Consider the following 16,500-nt stretch of genomic DNA (forward strand, 5'->3'; position numbering starts at 1 on the left):
TCGGCTTCGGCATCCAGCTTGTAGCGCTTGATCAGCTGCTTGCCGATGTGGCCGCGGCAGCCTTCGGCGAACAGGGTGTACTTGGCGCGCAGCTCCATGCCGGGGGTGTAGTAGCCCTCCTTGGGATTGCCCTCGCGGTCGACGCCGAGGTCGCCGGTGATGATCCCGCGGACGATGCCCTGCTCGTCGATCAACGCTTCCTGGGCGGCGAAGCCGGGGTAGATCTCCACGCCCAGGGCCTCGGCCTGCTGGGCCAGCCAGCGGCACAGATTGCCCAGGGAGATGATGTAGTTGCCTTCGTTGTGCATGGTCTTGGGCACGAAGGCGTTGGGGATCTTGGTGGCGGCCTGGGCGTTCTTCAGCAGATAGATGTCGTCGCGGGTGACCGGGGTGTTGAGCGGGGCGCCGAGTTCCTGCCAGTTGGGGAACAGTTCGTTGAGCGCACGGGGCTCGAAGACTGCGCCGGAGAGGATGTGGGCGCCGACTTCGGAACCTTTCTCGACGACGCAGACGCTGATTTCCTGGCCGGCCTCGGCGGCCTTCTGCTTCAGCCGACAGGCGGCGGACAGGCCGGACGGCCCGGCGCCGACGATGACGACGTCGAATTCCATAAATTCGCGTTCCACAGGCAATCTCCTACTCAGGCTTCTTTTATTCAGGGAATGGTGCATTCCAGGAGCGGTGCGCGCGGCATTATATCCACAGCCTCCGCGGGCTCCAATACAAACGTTTGTTTGAATTTTGTAGAGCCCTGCTAGAATCAGGCGTCCGAGGCTCATGAGTGGCAATTCTGTCGTATTGACCGAGGTGGGGGATGCGGTCAAGATACGGGCGGTTTTGCGCCTGCCATTTCATGGTCTGACCGCCGGTTCCGGCCGGCGAGCATCACCCGCCAGGCTCCCCCTTGGCGACATTCTTATTCACCGGAGAGTAACGAGGAATCCATGAAGGTTCTTGTAGCTGTCAAGCGAGTGGTCGACTACAACGTCAAGGTCCGGGTCAAGTCGGACAACTCTGGCGTTGACCTGGCCAACGTCAAAATGTCGATGAACCCCTTCTGCGAAATCGCCGTGGAAGAAGCGGTACGTCTGAAAGAGAAGGGTGTCGCCAGCGAAATCGTCGTGGTGTCGGTCGGCCCGAGCGCTGCTCAGGAGCAACTGCGGACCGCCCTGGCCCTGGGCGCTGATCGTGCGATTCTGGTGGAAACCAACGAGGAGCTGAACTCTCTGGCCGTGGCCAAGCTGCTCAAGGCGGTGGTCGACAAGGAGCAGCCGCAGCTGGTGATCCTTGGCAAGCAGGCCATCGACAGCGACAACAACCAGACCGGCCAGATGCTGGCGGCGCTGACCGGCTTTGCCCAGGGCACCTTCGCCTCCAAGGTGGAAGTGGCCGGCGACAAGCTCAACGTGACCCGCGAGATCGACGGCGGCCTGCAGACCGTCGCCCTGACCCTGCCGGCGATCGTCACCACCGACCTGCGCCTGAACGAGCCGCGCTACGCCTCGCTGCCGAACATCATGAAGGCCAAGAAGAAGCCGCTGGAAACCGTTACCCCGGACGCCCTGGGCGTGTCCACCGCTTCTACCGTGAAGACCCTCAAGGTCGAGGCCCCGGCCCCGCGTCAAGCCGGCATCAAGGTCAAGTCGGTAGCTGAACTGGTCGAGAAACTGAAGAACGAAGCGAAGGTGATCTGAGATGGCAATCCTGGTAATCGCTGAGCACAACAATGGCGTCCTGGCCGGTGCCACCCTGAATACCGTGGCCGCCGCCCAGAAGATCGGTGGCGACGTCGCCGTGCTGGTCGCCGGCCAGAACGTCGGCGCCGTGGCCGAGGCTGCCGCCAAGGTGGCCGGGGTGAGCAAGGTCCTGGTTGCCGACAATGCCGCCTTCGCCCACCTGCTGCCGGAAAACGTCGCGCCGCTGATCGCCGAACTGGCCAAGGACTACAGCCACGTGCTGGCGCCGGCCACCACCAACGGCAAGAACTACCTGCCGCGCGTGGCGGCCCTGCTGGACGTGGATCAGATCTCCGAAATCATCGAAGTGATCGACGCCGACACCTTCAAGCGGCCGATCTACGCCGGTAACGCCATCGCCACCGTGCAGTCCAGCGCGGCGGTGAAGGTGATCACTGTCCGGACCACCGGCTTCGACGCCGTGGCCGCCGAAGGTGGCAGCGCCACCATCGAGCCTGTCAGCATCGGTGGCGACGCCGGCAAGTCCGCCTTCGTCGGCGAGGAACTGGCCAAGAGCGACCGTCCGGAACTGACCGCCGCCAAGATCGTGGTCTCCGGTGGCCGTGGCATGCAGAACGGCGAAAACTTCAAGCTGCTCTATGCCCTGGCCGACAAACTGGGCGCCGCCGTGGGCGCGTCCCGTGCCGCGGTGGACGCCGGCTTCGTGCCCAACGACATGCAGGTCGGCCAGACCGGCAAGATCGTCGCGCCGCAGCTGTACATCGCCGTGGGTATCTCCGGTGCCATCCAGCACCTGGCTGGCATGAAGGACTCCAAGGTCATCGTCGCCATCAACAAGGACGAGGAAGCCCCGATCTTCCAGGTGGCCGACTACGGCCTGGTCGCCGACCTGTTCGAGGCCGTGCCGGAACTGGAGAAACTGGTCTAATCGACCGGTCTCGCCCGTCCATGAAGAAGCCCGCTTATCCACGGGCTTCTTTTTGTCCGGTGTTCGCTCAGTGCTGGCTGGCGAGGAAGGCCAGATAGTGCCGAGCGGTTTCCTCCGGGCGTTCGACCATGGGTGCATGGCCGCAGTTCGCCATGATCACCACGCTGGGCTTCTTCAGCAGTGGTCGCATCACCTCGATGCTGGACACGTCGAGCAGGCGGTCGCGGTCGCCCCAGAGCAGCAGGGTGGGGGCCTGGATCTTCGGCAGCTCGGGCTCCAGAGGGATATAGCGCTCGACCAGTTGCTGGAAGATCCGCCGGTTGCTGGCGCTGCTGGCCACAGCCCGCTCGGCCAGGTAGCCCTTGACCCGTTCCGGCAGGGCCGGCGGCTCGACGAAGACGAAGTCCAGCAGGCGCTGGAAGTCCTCGGCGCTGTCGACCAGCAGCGGGTTGGCCTGGCCGTTTTCCAAGCGCTGGCGCAGCTCGCTGGGTCTCGGTGAGGTGACTCCGGCATTGGCGAACAGCGCCAGGCTGAGTATCTGACTGGGGTAGCGAGCGGCGTACAGGGCACCGATGTGGCCGCCCATGGAGTTGCCCACCAGGTGCAGGCGCTGGATGCCGAGGGCCCGGATAAAGGCGGCGAGGCGTTCCACCTGGCTGCCCACGTCATAGCTGGCGTCCGGTTTGCTACTTTCGCCGAAGCCGGGCAGGTCGATGGCGATCACACGGTAGCGGTCGGTCAGGTAGCGGGCGAAGCGCGGCCAGTTGTCCTTGTTGGCGGCGAAGCCGTGGATCAGCAGTATGGTCTCGGCCTCCCGCGGGCCGCCTTCGTAGTAGTGGATGCTCAGTCCGGCCACTTCCTGCTGCCGTTCGGAGAGGCCGGCCAGTTGCAGGTCGAGGAGTCGGATGCCGGTGAGCAGGGCGGCAGGGGAGAAATACAGCACCGCAGCGACCAGAATCATGCTGGCCAGGAGTGCGGAAAGCAGTTTCCTCATGCGTCAGGCCTTATAGTGAGCAGTTATTATGTTGAGCATAGAGTGTTCGCTGTTTCGCCGCTGCGGCGACGTAACAGCGAAGGACCCTAGCATGAAGTCCGCTGTGCGGACCTGAACCGCTTCATGGACCTGTTCAGAGAGAGCCCGATGCGAAAATATTCCTCTTGGCGTAGCTGGTTGCTGGGCCTGGGGCTGCTGCCCCTGCTGGCCTCGGCGGCTGGCAAGTGCGAGCGGCTGGTGGCCACCGGCAATCCGGAATATCCGCCGTATCTGTGGCGGGACCCGGCGAATCCGGATAGGTTGATCGGCGCCAATGCCGATCTGCTCGAGGAGATCGCCAAGGCCCTCAAGATACAGATCGACGTGCTCTACACCGGCCCCTGGTCCCGCGCCCAGGACGAGGTGCGCACCGGTCGGGTCGACCTGATCGCCGGCGCCTTCATCACTCTGCCGCGTCTGGAGCAGATGGACTACGTGCATCCGGCGATCTTCCATACCGCCAGCGTGGTCTGGGTGCACAAGGACCGCGTCTTTCCTTATGCCGGCTGGGACGACCTGCGTGAGCGGCGCGGCGGAGTGGTGCTGAACAACAGCCACGGTCGGGCGTTCGATGCCTTCGCCAAGGCCAACCTGACCCTGGAGTCCGTGCCGTCGCTGACCCAGGCCTTCCAGAAGCTGATGCTCGGGCGCAGCGACTACGTGGTCTACGAGCTCTATCCCGGCCTGGCGGTGGCCGACACCCTGGGCATGCTCGGCGACCTGCAGGCGCTGGAGCCGGAGGTGTCCAGCGAGGGGCTGTACCTGACCCTGTCCCACAACTCGGCCTGCAACGACGCCTGGCTGCGCGGACAGCTGGCGAAAAAGATGACAGAATTGGTCTCCGCCGGCGTGCCAGACGCCATCCTGCAGCGCAACCTAGAGCGCTGGAAGCAGCAGCTGCTGCAGCCTTCCACGGAATCGACCCAGTAGGAACTGCCAGGTGATCGACAAACGCATTTTGGTAACCGGCCTTGCCCTGTTGGCCCTGGCCGGCTGCGCTAACGATCCCGCCCCCCACGAACAGATGCGCCTGACCGAGCAGGCCGTGGAGCAGGCGCGGGCGATAGGTGCGACCGAGGAGATCGAAGCCATGCGCCTGGCCGAGCAGAAGCTGGCCCGGGCCCACAAGAACATGGCTGAAGAGGATTACAAGCGGGCGCGGGTGCTGGCCGAGCAGGCCGAACTGGATGCGCGCCTGGCCGAGGCGCAGGTGCTGACCGGCAAGAGCGAGGAGCAGCTCGCCGAGTTGAAGGCCCGCATCACCCGCCTGCGCAAACAATTGGGGGACATGCAGTGAAGCGGATCGGTTTCGTTGGCACCCTGCTGACCCTGGGCGTGCTGAGCGGCTGCGCCACCCACCAGGGCGGCGAGAGCCTGGAAGCGGCCCGGGAGGCCTTCCAGAAGGTCAAGGAGGATCCGGACGTACTGCGCGTGGCGCCCAAGGACGTGATCCGTGCCGGCGAGTCGCTGGCCCGCGCCGACCGCCTGTCCAGCTACTGGGGCAGCGGCGATGACGTCGAACACTACGCCTACCTGAGCCGGCGCTACAGCGAGATCGCCACCCAGCACACTGCGCTGAAGCTCAACGAGGAACGCCGCGCCAAGCTGGAGCTGGAGCGCGCCCGCCTGCAACTGGCGCTGCGCGAGGCCCGCCTGCTCAACGTGCAGGAGCAGGGCAGGTGGCTGGAGGAGCAGATCGTCAGCCTGTCCACCGGTGACGAGAACCGCGGCCTGGTGATGACCCTCGGCGACGTGCTCTTCGACGCCGGCAAGGCCGAGCTCAAGCCGGCGGCCAGCCGTACCATCCTCAAGCTGGTGCAGTTCCTCCAGCTCAATCCGCAGCGCATTCTGCGCATCGAGGGTTATACCGACAGTACCGGGGAGCGCCAGGACAACCTGATCCTGTCCCGCGAGCGGGCCCAGGCGGTGGCCGACGCGCTGATCGACTTGGGTATCGATCCCAAACGTATCCAGGTGGAGGGCTACGGTCCGGACTTTCCGGTCGCCGACAACGCCTCCAGCCGCGGTCGAGCCCTGAACCGCCGGGTGGAGATCGTCTTTTCCGACGAGCAGGGCCAACTCGGCGCTGCCCGGCGCTGAGTGGACGATCTGCGATACCCGCCGGCAGGGCTCGGAGTTATGGTCTTGCACCCCGCTGGATGGAGATGAGGTCATGTCTGCACCGATTCGGGGTACTGGATCGACGACGATGCCGAGTTCTGTGGGCTGCTCCAGGACACACGGTCAAGGTGACGGTGGCCGTCGGTGTCTAGCCCTGAAATAGGTTTACACCTATCAGACCAAGCCGCAGAGCTCGAAACGCCCGATGCACCGCATCGGGCGTTTTGTATTCCAGAGTCTGGTGAGGGCGCTCCCGGTCATGGATATTCACTGCCTCGCGCTCCATCTGGCGCGCCTGCATCAGGTCTTGCGGGCAGTGGATCAGCAGTTCGTTCTTCAGGATGCTGTTGACCCGCCGGCCAGCGCGTTCTGGTAGCAGTCGTAACCGTCGCTCATCGGGCAGGTAACGCCGTGCTGCGCATGCAGCGCTGAAAGTGTGTGGAGCAGTACCGGATGCCGCGATTCGGGTGATGGAAGTGCATGACGCGTCTGGCGCTGCCGTAACGCCAGGCCGAAGGCCTGGGCCACCGACTTGGCATGCAGCCCCTCACGGACGTGGTAGCCGAGGATCTTGCCCGAGGAGGCGAATGAAAAAAGGGCGCCTTCGGGCGCCCTTTCTCTGAGTGGCGGAACGGCTTACTGGCCGGTCCAGCGCTTCAGCACCAGGGTGGCGTTGGTGCCGCCGAAGCCGAAGCTGTTGCTCATCACCAGGTCCACCTTGGCGTTCTCCTCGGTGGCACGGAGGATCGGCAGGTCGGCGACCTCCGGATCCAGCTCCTCGATGTTGGCGGAACCGGCCAGGAAGTTGCCCTGCATCATCAGCATGCAGTAGATCGCCTCGTGCACGCCGGCGGCGCCCAGGGAGTGGCCGGACAGGCTCTTGGTAGAGCTGATCTTCGGTGCCTTGTCGCCGAAGACTTCGCGTACCGCGCGGGCTTCCGCCACGTCGCCCACCGGAGTGGAGGTACCGTGGGTGTTCAGGTAGTCGATCGGCTCGCTGACGGTGGACAGCGCCTGCTGCATGCAGCGCACTGCGCCTTCGCCGCTCGGCGCGACCATGTCGTAGCCGTCCGAGGTGGCGCCGTAGCCGACGATCTCGGCGTAGATCTTGGCGCCGCGCTTGAGGGCGTGCTCCAGCTCTTCGACCACCACCATGCCGCCGCCGCCGGCGATCACGAAGCCGTCACGTTTGGCATCGTAGGCGCGCGAGGCTTTTTCCGGCGAGTCGTTGTACTGGGTGGAGAGGGCGCCCATGGCGTCGAACAGGCAGCTCTGGCTCCAGTGTTCCTCTTCTCCGCCGCCGGCGAAAACCACATCCTGCTTGCCCATCTGAATCTGTTCCATCGCATGGCCGATGCAGTGGGCGCTGGTGGCGCAAGCCGAGGAGATCGAGTAGTTGAGGCCCTTGATCTGGAACGGGGTGGCCAGGCAGGCCGACACGGTGCTGCTCATGGTGCGAGGAACGCGGTATGGGCCGATGCGCTTGACGCCCTTCTCGCGGAGGATGTCGATGGCTTCCATCTGGTTGACGGTGGAAGCGCCGCCGGAGCCGGCGATCAGGCCGGTGCGCGGGTTGGAGATCAGCTCCGGGGTCAGTCCGGAGTCCTCGATGGCCTGTTCCATGGCCAGGTAGGCGTAGGCCGCTGCGTCGCCCATGAAGCGGTAGACCTTGCGGTCGATCAGCTCTTCCAGGTTCAGGTCCACCGACCCGGATACCTGGCTGCGCAGGCCCATTTCCGCGTAGGAGGGGTTGAAGCGGATACCGGCGCGTCCGGCGCGCAGGTTGGCGGAGACGGTCTCTTTGTCATTGCCCAGGCAGGAAACGATGCCCAGGCCGGTAATCACGACGCGACGCATGCGGATAACCCTTAGAAATTGTCGGTGGAGGTGAACAGGCCGACGCGCAAGCCCTCGGCACTATAGATTTCGCGGCCATCGACGCTGACGGTGCCATCGGCGATGGCGAGAATCAGCGAACGGTTGATGGTGCGCTTGATGTGGATGTTGTAGGTGACCTTCTTGGCGCTCGGTAGGACCTGGCCGAAGAACTTCACTTCACCGGAGCCCAGCGCCCGGCCGCGCCCGGGGTAACCCTGCCAGCCGAGGAAGAAGCCGACCAACTGCCACATGGCGTCCAGGCCCAGGCAGCCCGGCATTACTGGGTCGCCCAGGAAGTGGCAGCCGAAGAACCACAGGTCGGGGTTGATGTCCAGCTCTGCGACCAGCTCGCCCTTGCCGTACTTGCCACCGTTGTCGCTGATGTAGGTGATGCGATCCACCATCAGCATGTTGGGGGCCGGCAGTTGCGCGTTCCCCGGGCCAAAGAGTTCGCCGCGGCTGCAGCGCAACAGGTCTTCCCGGGTATAGGCGGATTGTTTGGTCGTCATGCGAACTCCTCAGTAATCCCTGTTTGTGTCGCAGGGTGGGGCGGATCTTGAGGCTGCGATGTGCTTGGCGGCACTTTCGTCAGCCTGGGCTTCCGTGGGAAAACGACCTGCGCTCGGCCGTTTTCGGTGGAGAACCTAGCCATAGACTGCTGGCTGAGGCGGAAAGTCACAGCAGCAAGAGCACAGTTGTACACCATGCCGCGCCCGGATGGGCGATCATCCGTCGAAGGGTGTTGTGATTCCATCATTTCGGGCGGTAGGCAGCCAGCGCTGCAGGATGCGTTGCAAGTCGGCGCGCTTGAAGGGCTTGGCCAGGTAATCGTTCATCCCTGCCTGTAGACAGACTTCCCGGTCGCCCTGCAGGGCATTGGCGGTAAGGGCGATGATCGGCAACTGGTCTGGCCCGCGCTGCTCGCGGATGCGTCGGGTCGCCTCGTAGCCGTCCATGACCGGCAGCCGGCAGTCCATGAGAATCGCTGCAAAATGTTTCTGGGTAGCGCAGTGCACCGCCTGGGCGCCGTCGGTGACCAGGGTGACCCGGTAGCCGAGGCTGCGCAGCATGGCCTCGATGACCGTCTGGTTGACCGGGTTGTCTTCCACCAGGAGCACCTCGTGGCCGTCGGCCGGAGCGTATTCCGGTGCCTGGTGCGGCCTGGCTTCGCTGCTCTTCTCGCGGAACGGCAGGGGGATCTCCAGGGTGAACACCGAGCCCTTGCCCTCCTGGCTTTGCGCGTGCAGGGTGCCGCCCATGCGTTCAGCCAGGGTGCGGGCGATGGCCAGGCCCAGGCCGGTGCCGCCGTAGCGCCGGGAGATCGAGCTGTCGGCCTGCTGGAAGGCGTCGAACATGCCCTCCAGGCGTTCCGCGGGGATGCCGATGCCGCTGTCGTGCACCGCGCAGTTGAACCACAGCACCTCGTGATCTAGGGTCTGCCAGCGCGCCACCAGGCGGATGCCGCCCTCCTCGGTGAACTTCAAGGCGTTGCTGAGCAGGTTGACGAGGATCTGGCGGATGCGCGTCGGGTCGCCGTGCACCTCGATCCGCTCGAGTCCCGTCTGGGCCTCCAGGCTCAGCTCCAGGCCGCGCTGCTGGGCGCTGTGCTGGAAGGATTGCACCGAGCTCTGCAGCAGCTCCAGCAGGTTGAAGGGGATCTGCTCCAGCTCCAGGGCGCCGCGCTCGATACGCGAGAAGTCGAGAATGTCGTTGATCACCTTGAGCAGGTGCTCGGTGGATTCGGTGGCCAGGGCGGTGTACTCGGTCTGTTCCTGGGTCAGCTCGGTGGTCTCCAGCAGCTGCAGCATGCCCAGCACGCCGTTCATGGGGGTGCGCAGCTCGTGGCTCATCATCGCCAGGAACTCCGACTTGATGCGGCTGGCCTGCTCGGCTTCCTCGCGGGCCTTGATCAACTGGGCCATGGCCTGCTGCTGTTCGCGGCTGGCCTTGCCGAGGGCGCTGGCCAGGTCGTTGATGTGCCGGGCCAGGTCGCCCAGCTCCCCGTCCTCGTGGGCCGGCAGGCGGACCTCGTAGTCGCCGCCCTGGATGGCCTCCACCGCCTTGCCCATGGTGCTGATCGGCTGCGACAGGCGGCGCGCCAGGCGACGGGCGATCAGGAAGGTGAGTACCAGAGCGACCAGACCGAGCACCGCGGCCTTGAGCAGTATCTCCTGCTGACGGGTGCTGAAGGCGTCGCTGGACATGCCCACCACCACACGGCCCAGATAGTCGTCCGGGCTGTTCAGGCGCTCCAGGTTGTAGGGCAGGGGGGCGACGCGCTGGCGGTAGATGGGCGCATGGAAAATCTCCACCTGGCTGGTGGCCTGCTCGGCGGGGCGCTCCACGTAGGCGAGGATGGCGTCCTCGCGGTCGCGCACCTCGAGGAAGCGCACGTGGGGGGTGTTCAGGGTGGCCTTGAGCAGGTTGTCGATCACCTGCCGGTTGCCGCTGGCCACGCCGTATTCGCTGGCCGGAGCGAGCTGGCTGGCGATCAGTTGGCCGGTATGGTTGAGCTCCTCGCGCAGGTCCTGGAGACGGGCGAAGATGAAGAAGGCGGTCAGCAGCAGGGTCAGCAGCAGGGCAGGGCCGAGACCGATCAGTTGGGTCTGTGAGTGGATGTCCCAGCCTGGGCGCAGTTTCATGACCGGAATGTCCGTGCCGGGGGACACGGCGTCGGAGAGCGGCGCATCCTGTTGTCTCGTTGCGGATCGTCCGTGGGAAGTGCCTATGCTAGAGCGCTGTTTCCCGGAGCGTCCAGACTGCGGCCGGGTCGCTCCGTAGCGACCGGGAGAGCCGCAGGAAGCCAGCGGCGGACGAATTCCGCCGGATTATCAATGACTTCGGCGGGTACAGGCAAATTGTCGCCGGCCCGGTCGCGGCCCGTATAATGGCCGCCATTGGCCATTCGGATGGCCCAGCACGGATTCCTTCATGACAGAGCAGCAACCCATTGCCGTCCTCGGTGGCGGCAGCTTCGGTACGGCGATCGCCAACCTGCTGGCAGAGAACGGCCAGCAGGTGCGCCTGTGGATGCGCGACAGCGAGCAGGCGGAGGCGATCCGCACGACTCGCGAGAACCCGCGCTACCTCAAGGGGGTGAAGATCCATCCCGCCGTCGAACCGGTCACCGACCTGGCCGCCACCCTGCGCGGCAGCGCGCTGATCTTCGTCGCCCTGCCGTCTAGCGCACTGCGCAGCGCCCTGCAGCCCCACGCCGAGCTGCTCGCCGGCAAGCAGCTGATCAGCCTGACCAAGGGCATCGAGGCGCAGAGCTTCAAGCTGATGAGCCAGATCCTCGAGGAAATCGCTCCGCAGGCGCGCATCGGCGTCCTCTCCGGCCCCAACCTGGCCCGCGAGATCGCCGAGCACGCGTTGACCGCCACCGTGGTGGCCAGCGAGGACGAGGTGCTGTGCCGCAACGTGCAGGCGGTGCTGCACGGTCGCACCTTCCGCGTCTACGCCAGCGGCGACCGTTTCGGCGTGGAGCTGGGCGGTGCGCTGAAGAACGTCTACGCCATCATGTCCGGGATGGCCGCGGCTCTGGGCATGGGCGAGAACACCAAGAGCATGCTGATCACCCGTGCCCTGGCGGAGATGACCCGCTTCGCCGTCAAGCTCGGCGCCAATCCCATGACCTTCCTGGGGCTTGCCGGGGTGGGCGACCTGATCGTCACCTGCTCCTCGCCGAAGAGCCGCAACTTCCAGGTCGGCCACGCCCTCGGCGAGGGCCTGAGCCTGGAGGAGGCGGTGGCGCGTCTGGGGGAGACGGCGGAAGGGGTGAACACCCTGCGGGTGCTCAAGGCCAAGGCCGAGGAACTGCAGATCTACATGCCGCTGGTGGCTGGCCTGCACGCTATCCTCTTCGAGGGCCGCACCCTGGCCCAGGTGATCGAGGCGTTGATGCGCGGCGAGCCGAAGACGGACGTGGATTTCATTTCCCCGAAAGGCTTCTAGGAGAGCACTGACATGAGCGAGAGCAACGATCTGCAGCGCGAATCGATCCTGCTGCGCATCCTCTGGATGGCGGTATTCGTCATCGTCTGGCAGGTTGCCGAGCTGGTCCTCGGCGCGGTGGTGCTGCTACAGCTGGGCTACCGGCTGTTCTATGGCGCTCCCAACGCCACCCTGCGGGGCTTCGGCGACAGTCTCAGCCAGTACCTGCAGCAGATCGGCCGCTTCGGCACCTTCAACACCGAGGAGAAGCCCTGGCCGTTCGCCGACTGGCCGGCGCCGCGCGCCCCGGAAGGCGAGGCGCCCCACGAGGTGCCGCCGGCCGAGCATCCTGTGCGTGACGAAGAGCCGCGCCTGTGAGGCTATGGCTGCTGCGCCACGGCGAGGCGGAGCCGTGGGCACGGACTGACGCCGAGCGCCACCTGACCCTGCGCGGCCGCAAGGAAGCCGGCCAGGCGGCCGTGCAGCTGGAGGGGCGGCCGCTGCAGGCGATCCTCGCCAGCCCCTACGTGCGCGCTCAGCAGACCGCCGAGGTGGTGCGCGAGACCCTGGGCCTGCCCATGGCGATCACCACAGTGCCCTGGCTGACCCCGGACAGCGACCCGCGCGAGGCGCTGCGCCGGCTGGACGCCTACGAGGGCCGCGAGGTGCTGCTGGTCAGCCACCAGCCGTTCATCGGCGACCTCGCCGGCCTGCTGCTCCATGGCCACCTCGAGCAGCCGCTGCCGATGCGCACCGCCAGCCTCGCCGAGCTGGACGGTGAGCTGTTCGCCGCCGGTAGCATGGAGCTGCTGGCCCTGGTCCATCCACGCTGAGCCGCGCCGTCCCCGAGTGTCTTGCCGGGGAGGGGCCGCGACTACACACGGATACATTTCCTGACTTGCACCTTGCCTTGCGGCATGGAATATTCGACCAAGCAATTGCTTGGTAGGCTGTCCCCACTACAAGAATAACTAGGAGGATGTCGTGGCTGATGCAATGCGTTTGCCGCTGGAGGTGTTCTACGAGCGTGAGGCTCGCCATCCGGAGAGGCGCTACATGGTACAGCCGATGGGCGGCGGACGGATCGAGGAACTGACCTGGGCGGACGTCGGCGAACAGGCCAGACGCGCGGCCAACTGGCTGCGTTCCCGGGAGCTGCCGCCGGGCAGCCGTATCGCGATCATTTCCAAGAACTGCGCCCACTGGATCATCGCCGACCTGGCCATCTGGATGGCCGGCCATGTGTCCGTGCCCCTCTATCCCAACCTCACCGCTGAGTCCGTGCGCCAGGTGCTGGAGCATTCCGAGAGCGCGCTGGTGTTCATCGGCAAGCTGGACGACTGGCCGAGCATGGCTCCCGGGGTGCCCGAAGGGGTGCCGACCATCGCCCTGCCGCTGCATCCGCAAGGGCAGTTCGACTACCGGTGGAGCGACCTGCAGGCCAGCACGCCGATCCGCGACAACCCCACCGGCCGACTCGACCAGCTCGCCACCATCATCTACACCTCCGGTACCACCGGCACGCCCAAGGGGGTGATGCACAACTTCGCCAACTTCGCCTTCGCCGCCGAGAACGGCCAGCGTCTGTTCTCCACCAACGAGGCGGACCGGCTGATCTCCTACCTGCCGCTGTGCCACGTGGCGGAGCGGGTGTTCGTCGAGTTGAGCTCGCTGTACGGTGGCATGACGGTGTTCTTCGCCGAGAGCCTGGACACCTTCCTGGCCGACCTGCGCCGTGCCCGGCCGACGCTGATGTTCGGCGTGCCGCGGATCTGGACCAAGTTCCAGATGGGCGTCTACTCGAAGATCCCGGCGGCACGCCTGGATTTCCTCCTCAAGCTGCCGGTGATCGGCGGCATCGTCGGCCGCAAGGTGCTTGCCGGCCTGGGCATGGATGCGCTGCGCCTGGCCTTCTGCGGCGCCGCGCCGGTGCCCGATGCGCTGCTCAACTGGTACCAGCGCCTCGGCGTGGACATCATGGAGGTCTACGGCATGACCGAGAACTGCGGTTACTCGCACATCTGCCGTAAGGGCGAGTTCAAGTCCGGCTGGATCGGCCGCGCCAACCCGGGCGTGGAGGTGCGCATCAGCGAGGAGGGCGAGGTGCAGGTGCGCAGTGGCGCCACCATGATCGGCTACTACAAGGACCCGGAACGCACCGCCGAGGCCATCACCCCGGACGGCTTCCTGCGCACCGGAGACAAGGGCGAGGTGGATGCCGAGGGCTACCTGCGCCTGACCGGTCGCCTGAAAGAGATCTTCAAGACCAGCAAGGGCAAGTACGTGGCCCCGGCGCCCATCGAGAACCGTCTGGCGGTGCACCCGCTGATCGAACAGGTCTGCGTGGTCGGCGACAACCTGCCGCAGCCGCTGGCCCTCTGCGTGCTTTCCGAAACCGGCCGGCACAAGGCGATCAACGGCGCCAGGTCGGAGCTGGAGAGCAACTTCCGGCATCTGCTCGACGAGGTGAACAATACCCTCGACAAGCACGAGCGGCTGCTCACCCTGGTGCTGCTCAACGAGATGTGGACCGTGGAGAACGGCTTTCTCACGCCGACTATGAAGATCAAGCGCAGCGTGGTGGAAAGCACCTACCAGGGCCATTACCAGCACTGGCTGGAGCGTCGCGAGACGGTGCTCTGGCACGAATGAGGACTGACCATGCTGTGGCGTGAAACTCCGGACCTGGACGCCCTCAATGCCAGCCTGCGCAACACCATCGGCGAGCAGCTGGACATCCGCTTCGAGGCCTGGGACGACGACTCGCTGACCGCCAGCATGGCGGTCGACGCCCGTACCCATCAGCCCTACGGCATTCTCCACGGCGGTGCCTCGGTGGTCTTGGCGGAAACCCTCGGCTCCATGGCCAGCTATCTGTGCATCGACGGCAGTCGCTACTACTGCGTGGGGCTGGAGGTGAACGCCAATCACCTGCGCGCGCTGCGCAGCGGGCGGGTCACCGGGGTGGCCCGCGCGGTGCACCTGGGCCGAACCACCCATGTCTGGGACATCCGTCTGCATGGCGAGGACGGCAAGCCCAGCTGCATCGCCCGGCTCACCGTGGCCATAGTGCCCAGTGCCGAGCGACCACTGAAGGACTGAGCCATCGTGCGGCACCTCGGCCGCAGGCTCTGGCCGGGGTGCCATCCTCCAGCGGCCGCCCTGTCATTGCCCGGCAATGGCCCTCTGCCGGAGAATGCCGGTATCCCGTCTTCTGGAATTCTCCGATACCCGACCATGTCGCAAGCGATCTTCTTCGCCCATGCCAACGGCTTCCCCTCGGCCACTTACGGCAAGCTGTTCGCTGCCCTGGAGCCGGCCGGCTATCGGGTGCTGCACCTAGAGCAGCACGGCCATGACCCGCGCTTTCCGGTCAGCGACAACTGGGAAGCCCTGGTTGCCGAACTGATCCACCACCTTGAGCAGCAGGACGCTCCGGTCTGGGGTGTCGGCCATTCCCTCGGCGGCGTGCTGCACTACCGCGCCGCCATGCGCCGTCCGGAGCTGTACCGCGGCGTGGTGATGCTGGATTCGCCGCTGCTGCCGCTGACTTCCCGGCTGGTGATCCGCACCGCCAAGCGCTTCGGCTTCATCGACCGGATCACCCCGGCCGGCCGCACCCTGGGCCGTCGGGAAGCGTTCCGCGATCCGGACGAGGCGCGCGCCTACTTCGCCAGCAAGACGCTGTTCCGCCATTTCGACCCGGACTGCCTGGAGGACTACGTCAGACACGCCCTGCGGCCCACCGAGGAGGGCCTGCGCCTGCGTTTCGACCCGGCCACCGAGATCGGCATCTATCGCAGCGTGCCGCATACCAGTCCGGGGCGGCCACGGCAGTTCAAGGTGCCGCTGGCGGTGGTGCGCGGAGCGAACAGCCGGGTGGTGCGTGCCCAGGACCTGCGCCTGGCGCGGCGCATCCCGCGCAGCCAGTGCCTGACCGTGCCGGGCGGTCACATGTTCCCCCTGGAGCGGCCGCAGGACACCGCCGAACTGCTCAAGGGCCTGTTCGCCCGCTGGGAGGAGGCATGACGCTGCCGGTCGAGGAGGTCCGTCTGAGCCTGCCGCACATCGAGCTGGCCGCCCATCTCTACGGGCCCGAGGACGGCCGGCCGGTGCTCGCCGTGCATGGCTGGATGGACAACGCCATGAGCTTCGCGCGGCTGATCCCCAAACTGCGCGGACTGCGCATCGTCGCCGTCGACCTGGCCGGGCACGGCCATTCCGACCATCGCCCGCCAGGGGCCGGCTACAGCCTCTGGGATAACGTTTACGACCTGCTGCAGGTGGCCGAGCAGTTCGGCTGGCAGCGCTTCTCGCTGCTCGGCCACTCGATGGGCGCCATCGTCGCCACTCTACTGGCCGGCAGCCTGCCGCAGCGGGTCGAGCGCCTGGCGTTGATCGACGCCATCATCCCTCACACCGTGGCTCCGGAGGAGGCGCCTGGGGAGCTGGCCAAGGCCCTGGAGGCGCAGCTGGCCTTCGATGCCAGGCGCAAGCGCGTCCATGCGACCTTCGAGAAGGCCGTGGAGGCGCGCATGAAGGCCCGGGTGCCGGTCAACCGCGAGGCCGCCGAGCTGCTCGCCCAGCGCGGGGTGATGCCGGTGCCGGGCGGCTACATCTGGCGCACCGACAGCCGCCTCACTCTGCCCTCGCCGGTGCGCTTCACGTTGCCCCAGGCGCTGGCTTTCGTGCGGCGCCTGGCCTGCCCGGTGAAATTGATCATGCCCAGCGCGGGCATGCTGAAGAAAACCTCCGGTGCCGAGGCGTTGCTGCGCTCGCTGTCCATCGAGATCAACGAGCTGCCCGGCGGGCATCATCTGCACCTTGAGGACGAGGCCGGCGCCCAGGCGGTTGCAGACTGTTTCAATCGGTTCTTCCAGGCGACTTGACGGCAGGCGGCCGAACGGCAA

General features: G+C 66.0%; 17 protein-coding genes and 1 pseudogene. 12 read left to right on the top strand and 6 right to left on the bottom strand.

Annotated elements, in window-relative coordinates; translation table 11 throughout:
- A partial coding sequence (locus tag H165_RS0112485; protein WP_040640643.1) for an NAD(P)/FAD-dependent oxidoreductase occupies positions 1-626 on the bottom strand: 626 nt, incomplete at its 3' end.
- A gap of 318 nt (positions 627-944) precedes the next feature.
- Here H165_RS0112485 and H165_RS0112490 point away from each other — a divergent pair.
- Together H165_RS0112490 and H165_RS0112495 are read left to right on the top strand one after the other, a co-directional pair.
- Positions 945-1,694, top strand: coding sequence for an electron transfer flavoprotein subunit beta/FixA family protein (locus tag H165_RS0112490; RefSeq protein ID WP_026146598.1), 750 nt, complete (start codon positions 945-947; stop codon positions 1,692-1,694).
- A 1-nt stretch (position 1,695) separates the two neighbouring features.
- Entirely contained in the window at positions 1,696-2,625 is a 930-nt protein-coding gene (locus tag H165_RS0112495) for an electron transfer flavoprotein subunit alpha/FixB family protein (protein ID WP_017939270.1), read from the top strand.
- A gap of 67 nt (positions 2,626-2,692) precedes the next feature.
- Here the strand turns inward: H165_RS0112495 and H165_RS0112500 are convergent, their stop codons facing one another.
- On the bottom strand, positions 2,693-3,619 hold the full coding sequence (locus H165_RS0112500; protein ID WP_026146599.1) for an alpha/beta fold hydrolase: 927 nt from the start codon (positions 3,617-3,619) through the stop codon (positions 2,693-2,695).
- A 147-nt stretch (positions 3,620-3,766) separates the two neighbouring features.
- Between H165_RS0112500 and H165_RS0112505 the strand changes: the two genes are divergently transcribed.
- The 3 genes from H165_RS0112505 (at position 3,767) to H165_RS0112515 (ending at position 5,758) form a co-directional block, all read left to right on the top strand.
- Positions 3,767-4,588, top strand: a complete 822-nt coding sequence (locus tag H165_RS0112505; protein ID WP_026146600.1) for a substrate-binding periplasmic protein — start codon at positions 3,767-3,769, stop codon at positions 4,586-4,588.
- A 94-nt stretch (positions 4,589-4,682) separates the two neighbouring features.
- Positions 4,683-4,955 (top strand): DUF4398 domain-containing protein, encoded by a 273-nt coding sequence (locus H165_RS0112510; RefSeq protein WP_169333530.1) that lies wholly within the window; start codon positions 4,683-4,685, stop codon positions 4,953-4,955.
- Positions 4,952-5,758: an OmpA family protein gene (locus H165_RS0112515; protein WP_017939274.1), complete on the top strand. Its 807-nt coding sequence runs from the start codon at positions 4,952-4,954 to the stop codon at positions 5,756-5,758. Before H165_RS0112510 ends, H165_RS0112515 begins: the two co-directional genes overlap by 4 nt.
- Positions 5,759-5,927: 169 nt before the next feature.
- On the opposite strand, the pseudogene H165_RS19610 reads toward H165_RS0112515, so the two are convergent.
- The 4 genes and pseudogenes from H165_RS19610 to H165_RS0112535 all read right to left on the bottom strand — a co-directional run.
- Positions 5,928-6,364, bottom strand: a pseudogene (locus H165_RS19610) (integrase core domain-containing protein); the annotation flags it as partial.
- 51 nt (positions 6,365-6,415) lie between these two features.
- A complete protein-coding gene (gene fabB, locus H165_RS0112525) occupies positions 6,416-7,636 on the bottom strand; it encodes a beta-ketoacyl-ACP synthase I (protein WP_017939276.1) in 1,221 nt (406 codons plus the stop codon).
- Positions 7,637-7,647: 11 nt separating this feature from the next.
- On the bottom strand, positions 7,648-8,166 hold the full coding sequence (fabA, locus tag H165_RS0112530) for a 3-hydroxyacyl-[acyl-carrier-protein] dehydratase FabA (RefSeq protein ID WP_017939277.1): 519 nt from the start codon (positions 8,164-8,166) through the stop codon (positions 7,648-7,650).
- Positions 8,167-8,382: 216 nt separating this feature from the next.
- Positions 8,383-10,299 carry a response regulator gene (locus H165_RS0112535; protein WP_017939278.1) on the bottom strand — a complete coding sequence of 639 codons (1,917 nt, stop codon included), beginning with the start codon at positions 10,297-10,299 and terminating at the stop codon, positions 8,383-8,385.
- 289 nt (positions 10,300-10,588) lie between these two features.
- On the opposite strand from H165_RS0112535, the gene H165_RS0112540 reads away from it, so the two are divergent.
- From H165_RS0112540 to H165_RS0112570, 7 genes are all read left to right on the top strand, one after another.
- Positions 10,589-11,611: an NAD(P)H-dependent glycerol-3-phosphate dehydrogenase gene (locus tag H165_RS0112540; protein WP_017939279.1), complete on the top strand. Its 1,023-nt coding sequence runs from the start codon at positions 10,589-10,591 to the stop codon at positions 11,609-11,611.
- A gap of 12 nt (positions 11,612-11,623) precedes the next feature.
- Positions 11,624-11,968, top strand: coding sequence for a DUF4389 domain-containing protein (locus tag H165_RS0112545; protein WP_017939280.1), 345 nt, complete (start codon positions 11,624-11,626; stop codon positions 11,966-11,968).
- Complete coding sequence (sixA, locus tag H165_RS0112550) at positions 11,965-12,423, top strand: phosphohistidine phosphatase SixA (RefSeq protein WP_017939281.1); 459 nt, start codon at positions 11,965-11,967, stop codon at positions 12,421-12,423. The genes H165_RS0112545 and sixA overlap by 4 nt, the downstream gene beginning before the upstream one ends.
- Before the next feature lie 151 nt (positions 12,424-12,574).
- Positions 12,575-14,242 (top strand): AMP-binding protein, encoded by a 1,668-nt coding sequence (locus H165_RS0112555; RefSeq protein ID WP_026146601.1) that lies wholly within the window; start codon positions 12,575-12,577, stop codon positions 14,240-14,242.
- A 9-nt stretch (positions 14,243-14,251) separates the two neighbouring features.
- Positions 14,252-14,692 (top strand): hotdog fold thioesterase, encoded by a 441-nt coding sequence (locus tag H165_RS0112560; protein ID WP_017939283.1) that lies wholly within the window; start codon positions 14,252-14,254, stop codon positions 14,690-14,692.
- A gap of 135 nt (positions 14,693-14,827) precedes the next feature.
- Positions 14,828-15,619, top strand: coding sequence for an alpha/beta fold hydrolase (locus H165_RS0112565; protein ID WP_017939284.1), 792 nt, complete (start codon positions 14,828-14,830; stop codon positions 15,617-15,619).
- A complete protein-coding gene (locus H165_RS0112570) occupies positions 15,616-16,479 on the top strand; it encodes an alpha/beta fold hydrolase (protein ID WP_017939285.1) in 864 nt (287 codons plus the stop codon). Before H165_RS0112565 ends, H165_RS0112570 begins: the two co-directional genes overlap by 4 nt.
- The last annotated feature ends 21 nt before the right edge of the window (positions 16,480-16,500 follow it).

It is taken from the genome of Pseudomonas thermotolerans DSM 14292 (assembly GCF_000364625.1).
Lineage (GTDB): Bacteria > Pseudomonadota > Gammaproteobacteria > Pseudomonadales > Pseudomonadaceae > Aquipseudomonas > Aquipseudomonas thermotolerans.

Excerpts from the sequence above, each read along its gene's own strand:
- H165_RS0112490 (WP_026146598.1), top strand. The coding sequence starts at position 945 with ATGAAGGTTCTTGTAGCTGTCAAGCGAGTGGTCGACTACAACGTCAAG.
- H165_RS0112495 (WP_017939270.1), top strand. The coding sequence starts at position 1,696 with ATGGCAATCCTGGTAATCGCTGAGCACAACAATGGCGTCCTGGCCGGT.
- H165_RS0112500 (WP_026146599.1), bottom strand. The coding sequence starts at position 3,619 with ATGAGGAAACTGCTTTCCGCACTCCTGGCCAGCATGATTCTGGTCGCT.
- H165_RS0112505 (WP_026146600.1), top strand. The coding sequence starts at position 3,767 with ATGCGAAAATATTCCTCTTGGCGTAGCTGGTTGCTGGGCCTGGGGCTG.
- H165_RS0112510 (WP_169333530.1), top strand. The coding sequence starts at position 4,683 with ATGCGCCTGACCGAGCAGGCCGTGGAGCAGGCGCGGGCGATAGGTGCG.
- fabB (WP_017939276.1), bottom strand. The coding sequence starts at position 7,636 with ATGCGTCGCGTCGTGATTACCGGCCTGGGCATCGTTTCCTGCCTGGGC.
- fabA (WP_017939277.1), bottom strand. The coding sequence starts at position 8,166 with ATGACGACCAAACAATCCGCCTATACCCGGGAAGACCTGTTGCGCTGC.
- H165_RS0112535 (WP_017939278.1), bottom strand. The coding sequence starts at position 10,299 with ATGAAACTGCGCCCAGGCTGGGACATCCACTCACAGACCCAACTGATC.
- H165_RS0112540 (WP_017939279.1), top strand. The coding sequence starts at position 10,589 with ATGACAGAGCAGCAACCCATTGCCGTCCTCGGTGGCGGCAGCTTCGGT.
- H165_RS0112545 (WP_017939280.1), top strand. The coding sequence starts at position 11,624 with ATGAGCGAGAGCAACGATCTGCAGCGCGAATCGATCCTGCTGCGCATC.
- H165_RS0112560 (WP_017939283.1), top strand. The coding sequence starts at position 14,252 with ATGCTGTGGCGTGAAACTCCGGACCTGGACGCCCTCAATGCCAGCCTG.
- H165_RS0112565 (WP_017939284.1), top strand. The coding sequence starts at position 14,828 with ATGTCGCAAGCGATCTTCTTCGCCCATGCCAACGGCTTCCCCTCGGCC.
- H165_RS0112570 (WP_017939285.1), top strand. The coding sequence starts at position 15,616 with ATGACGCTGCCGGTCGAGGAGGTCCGTCTGAGCCTGCCGCACATCGAG.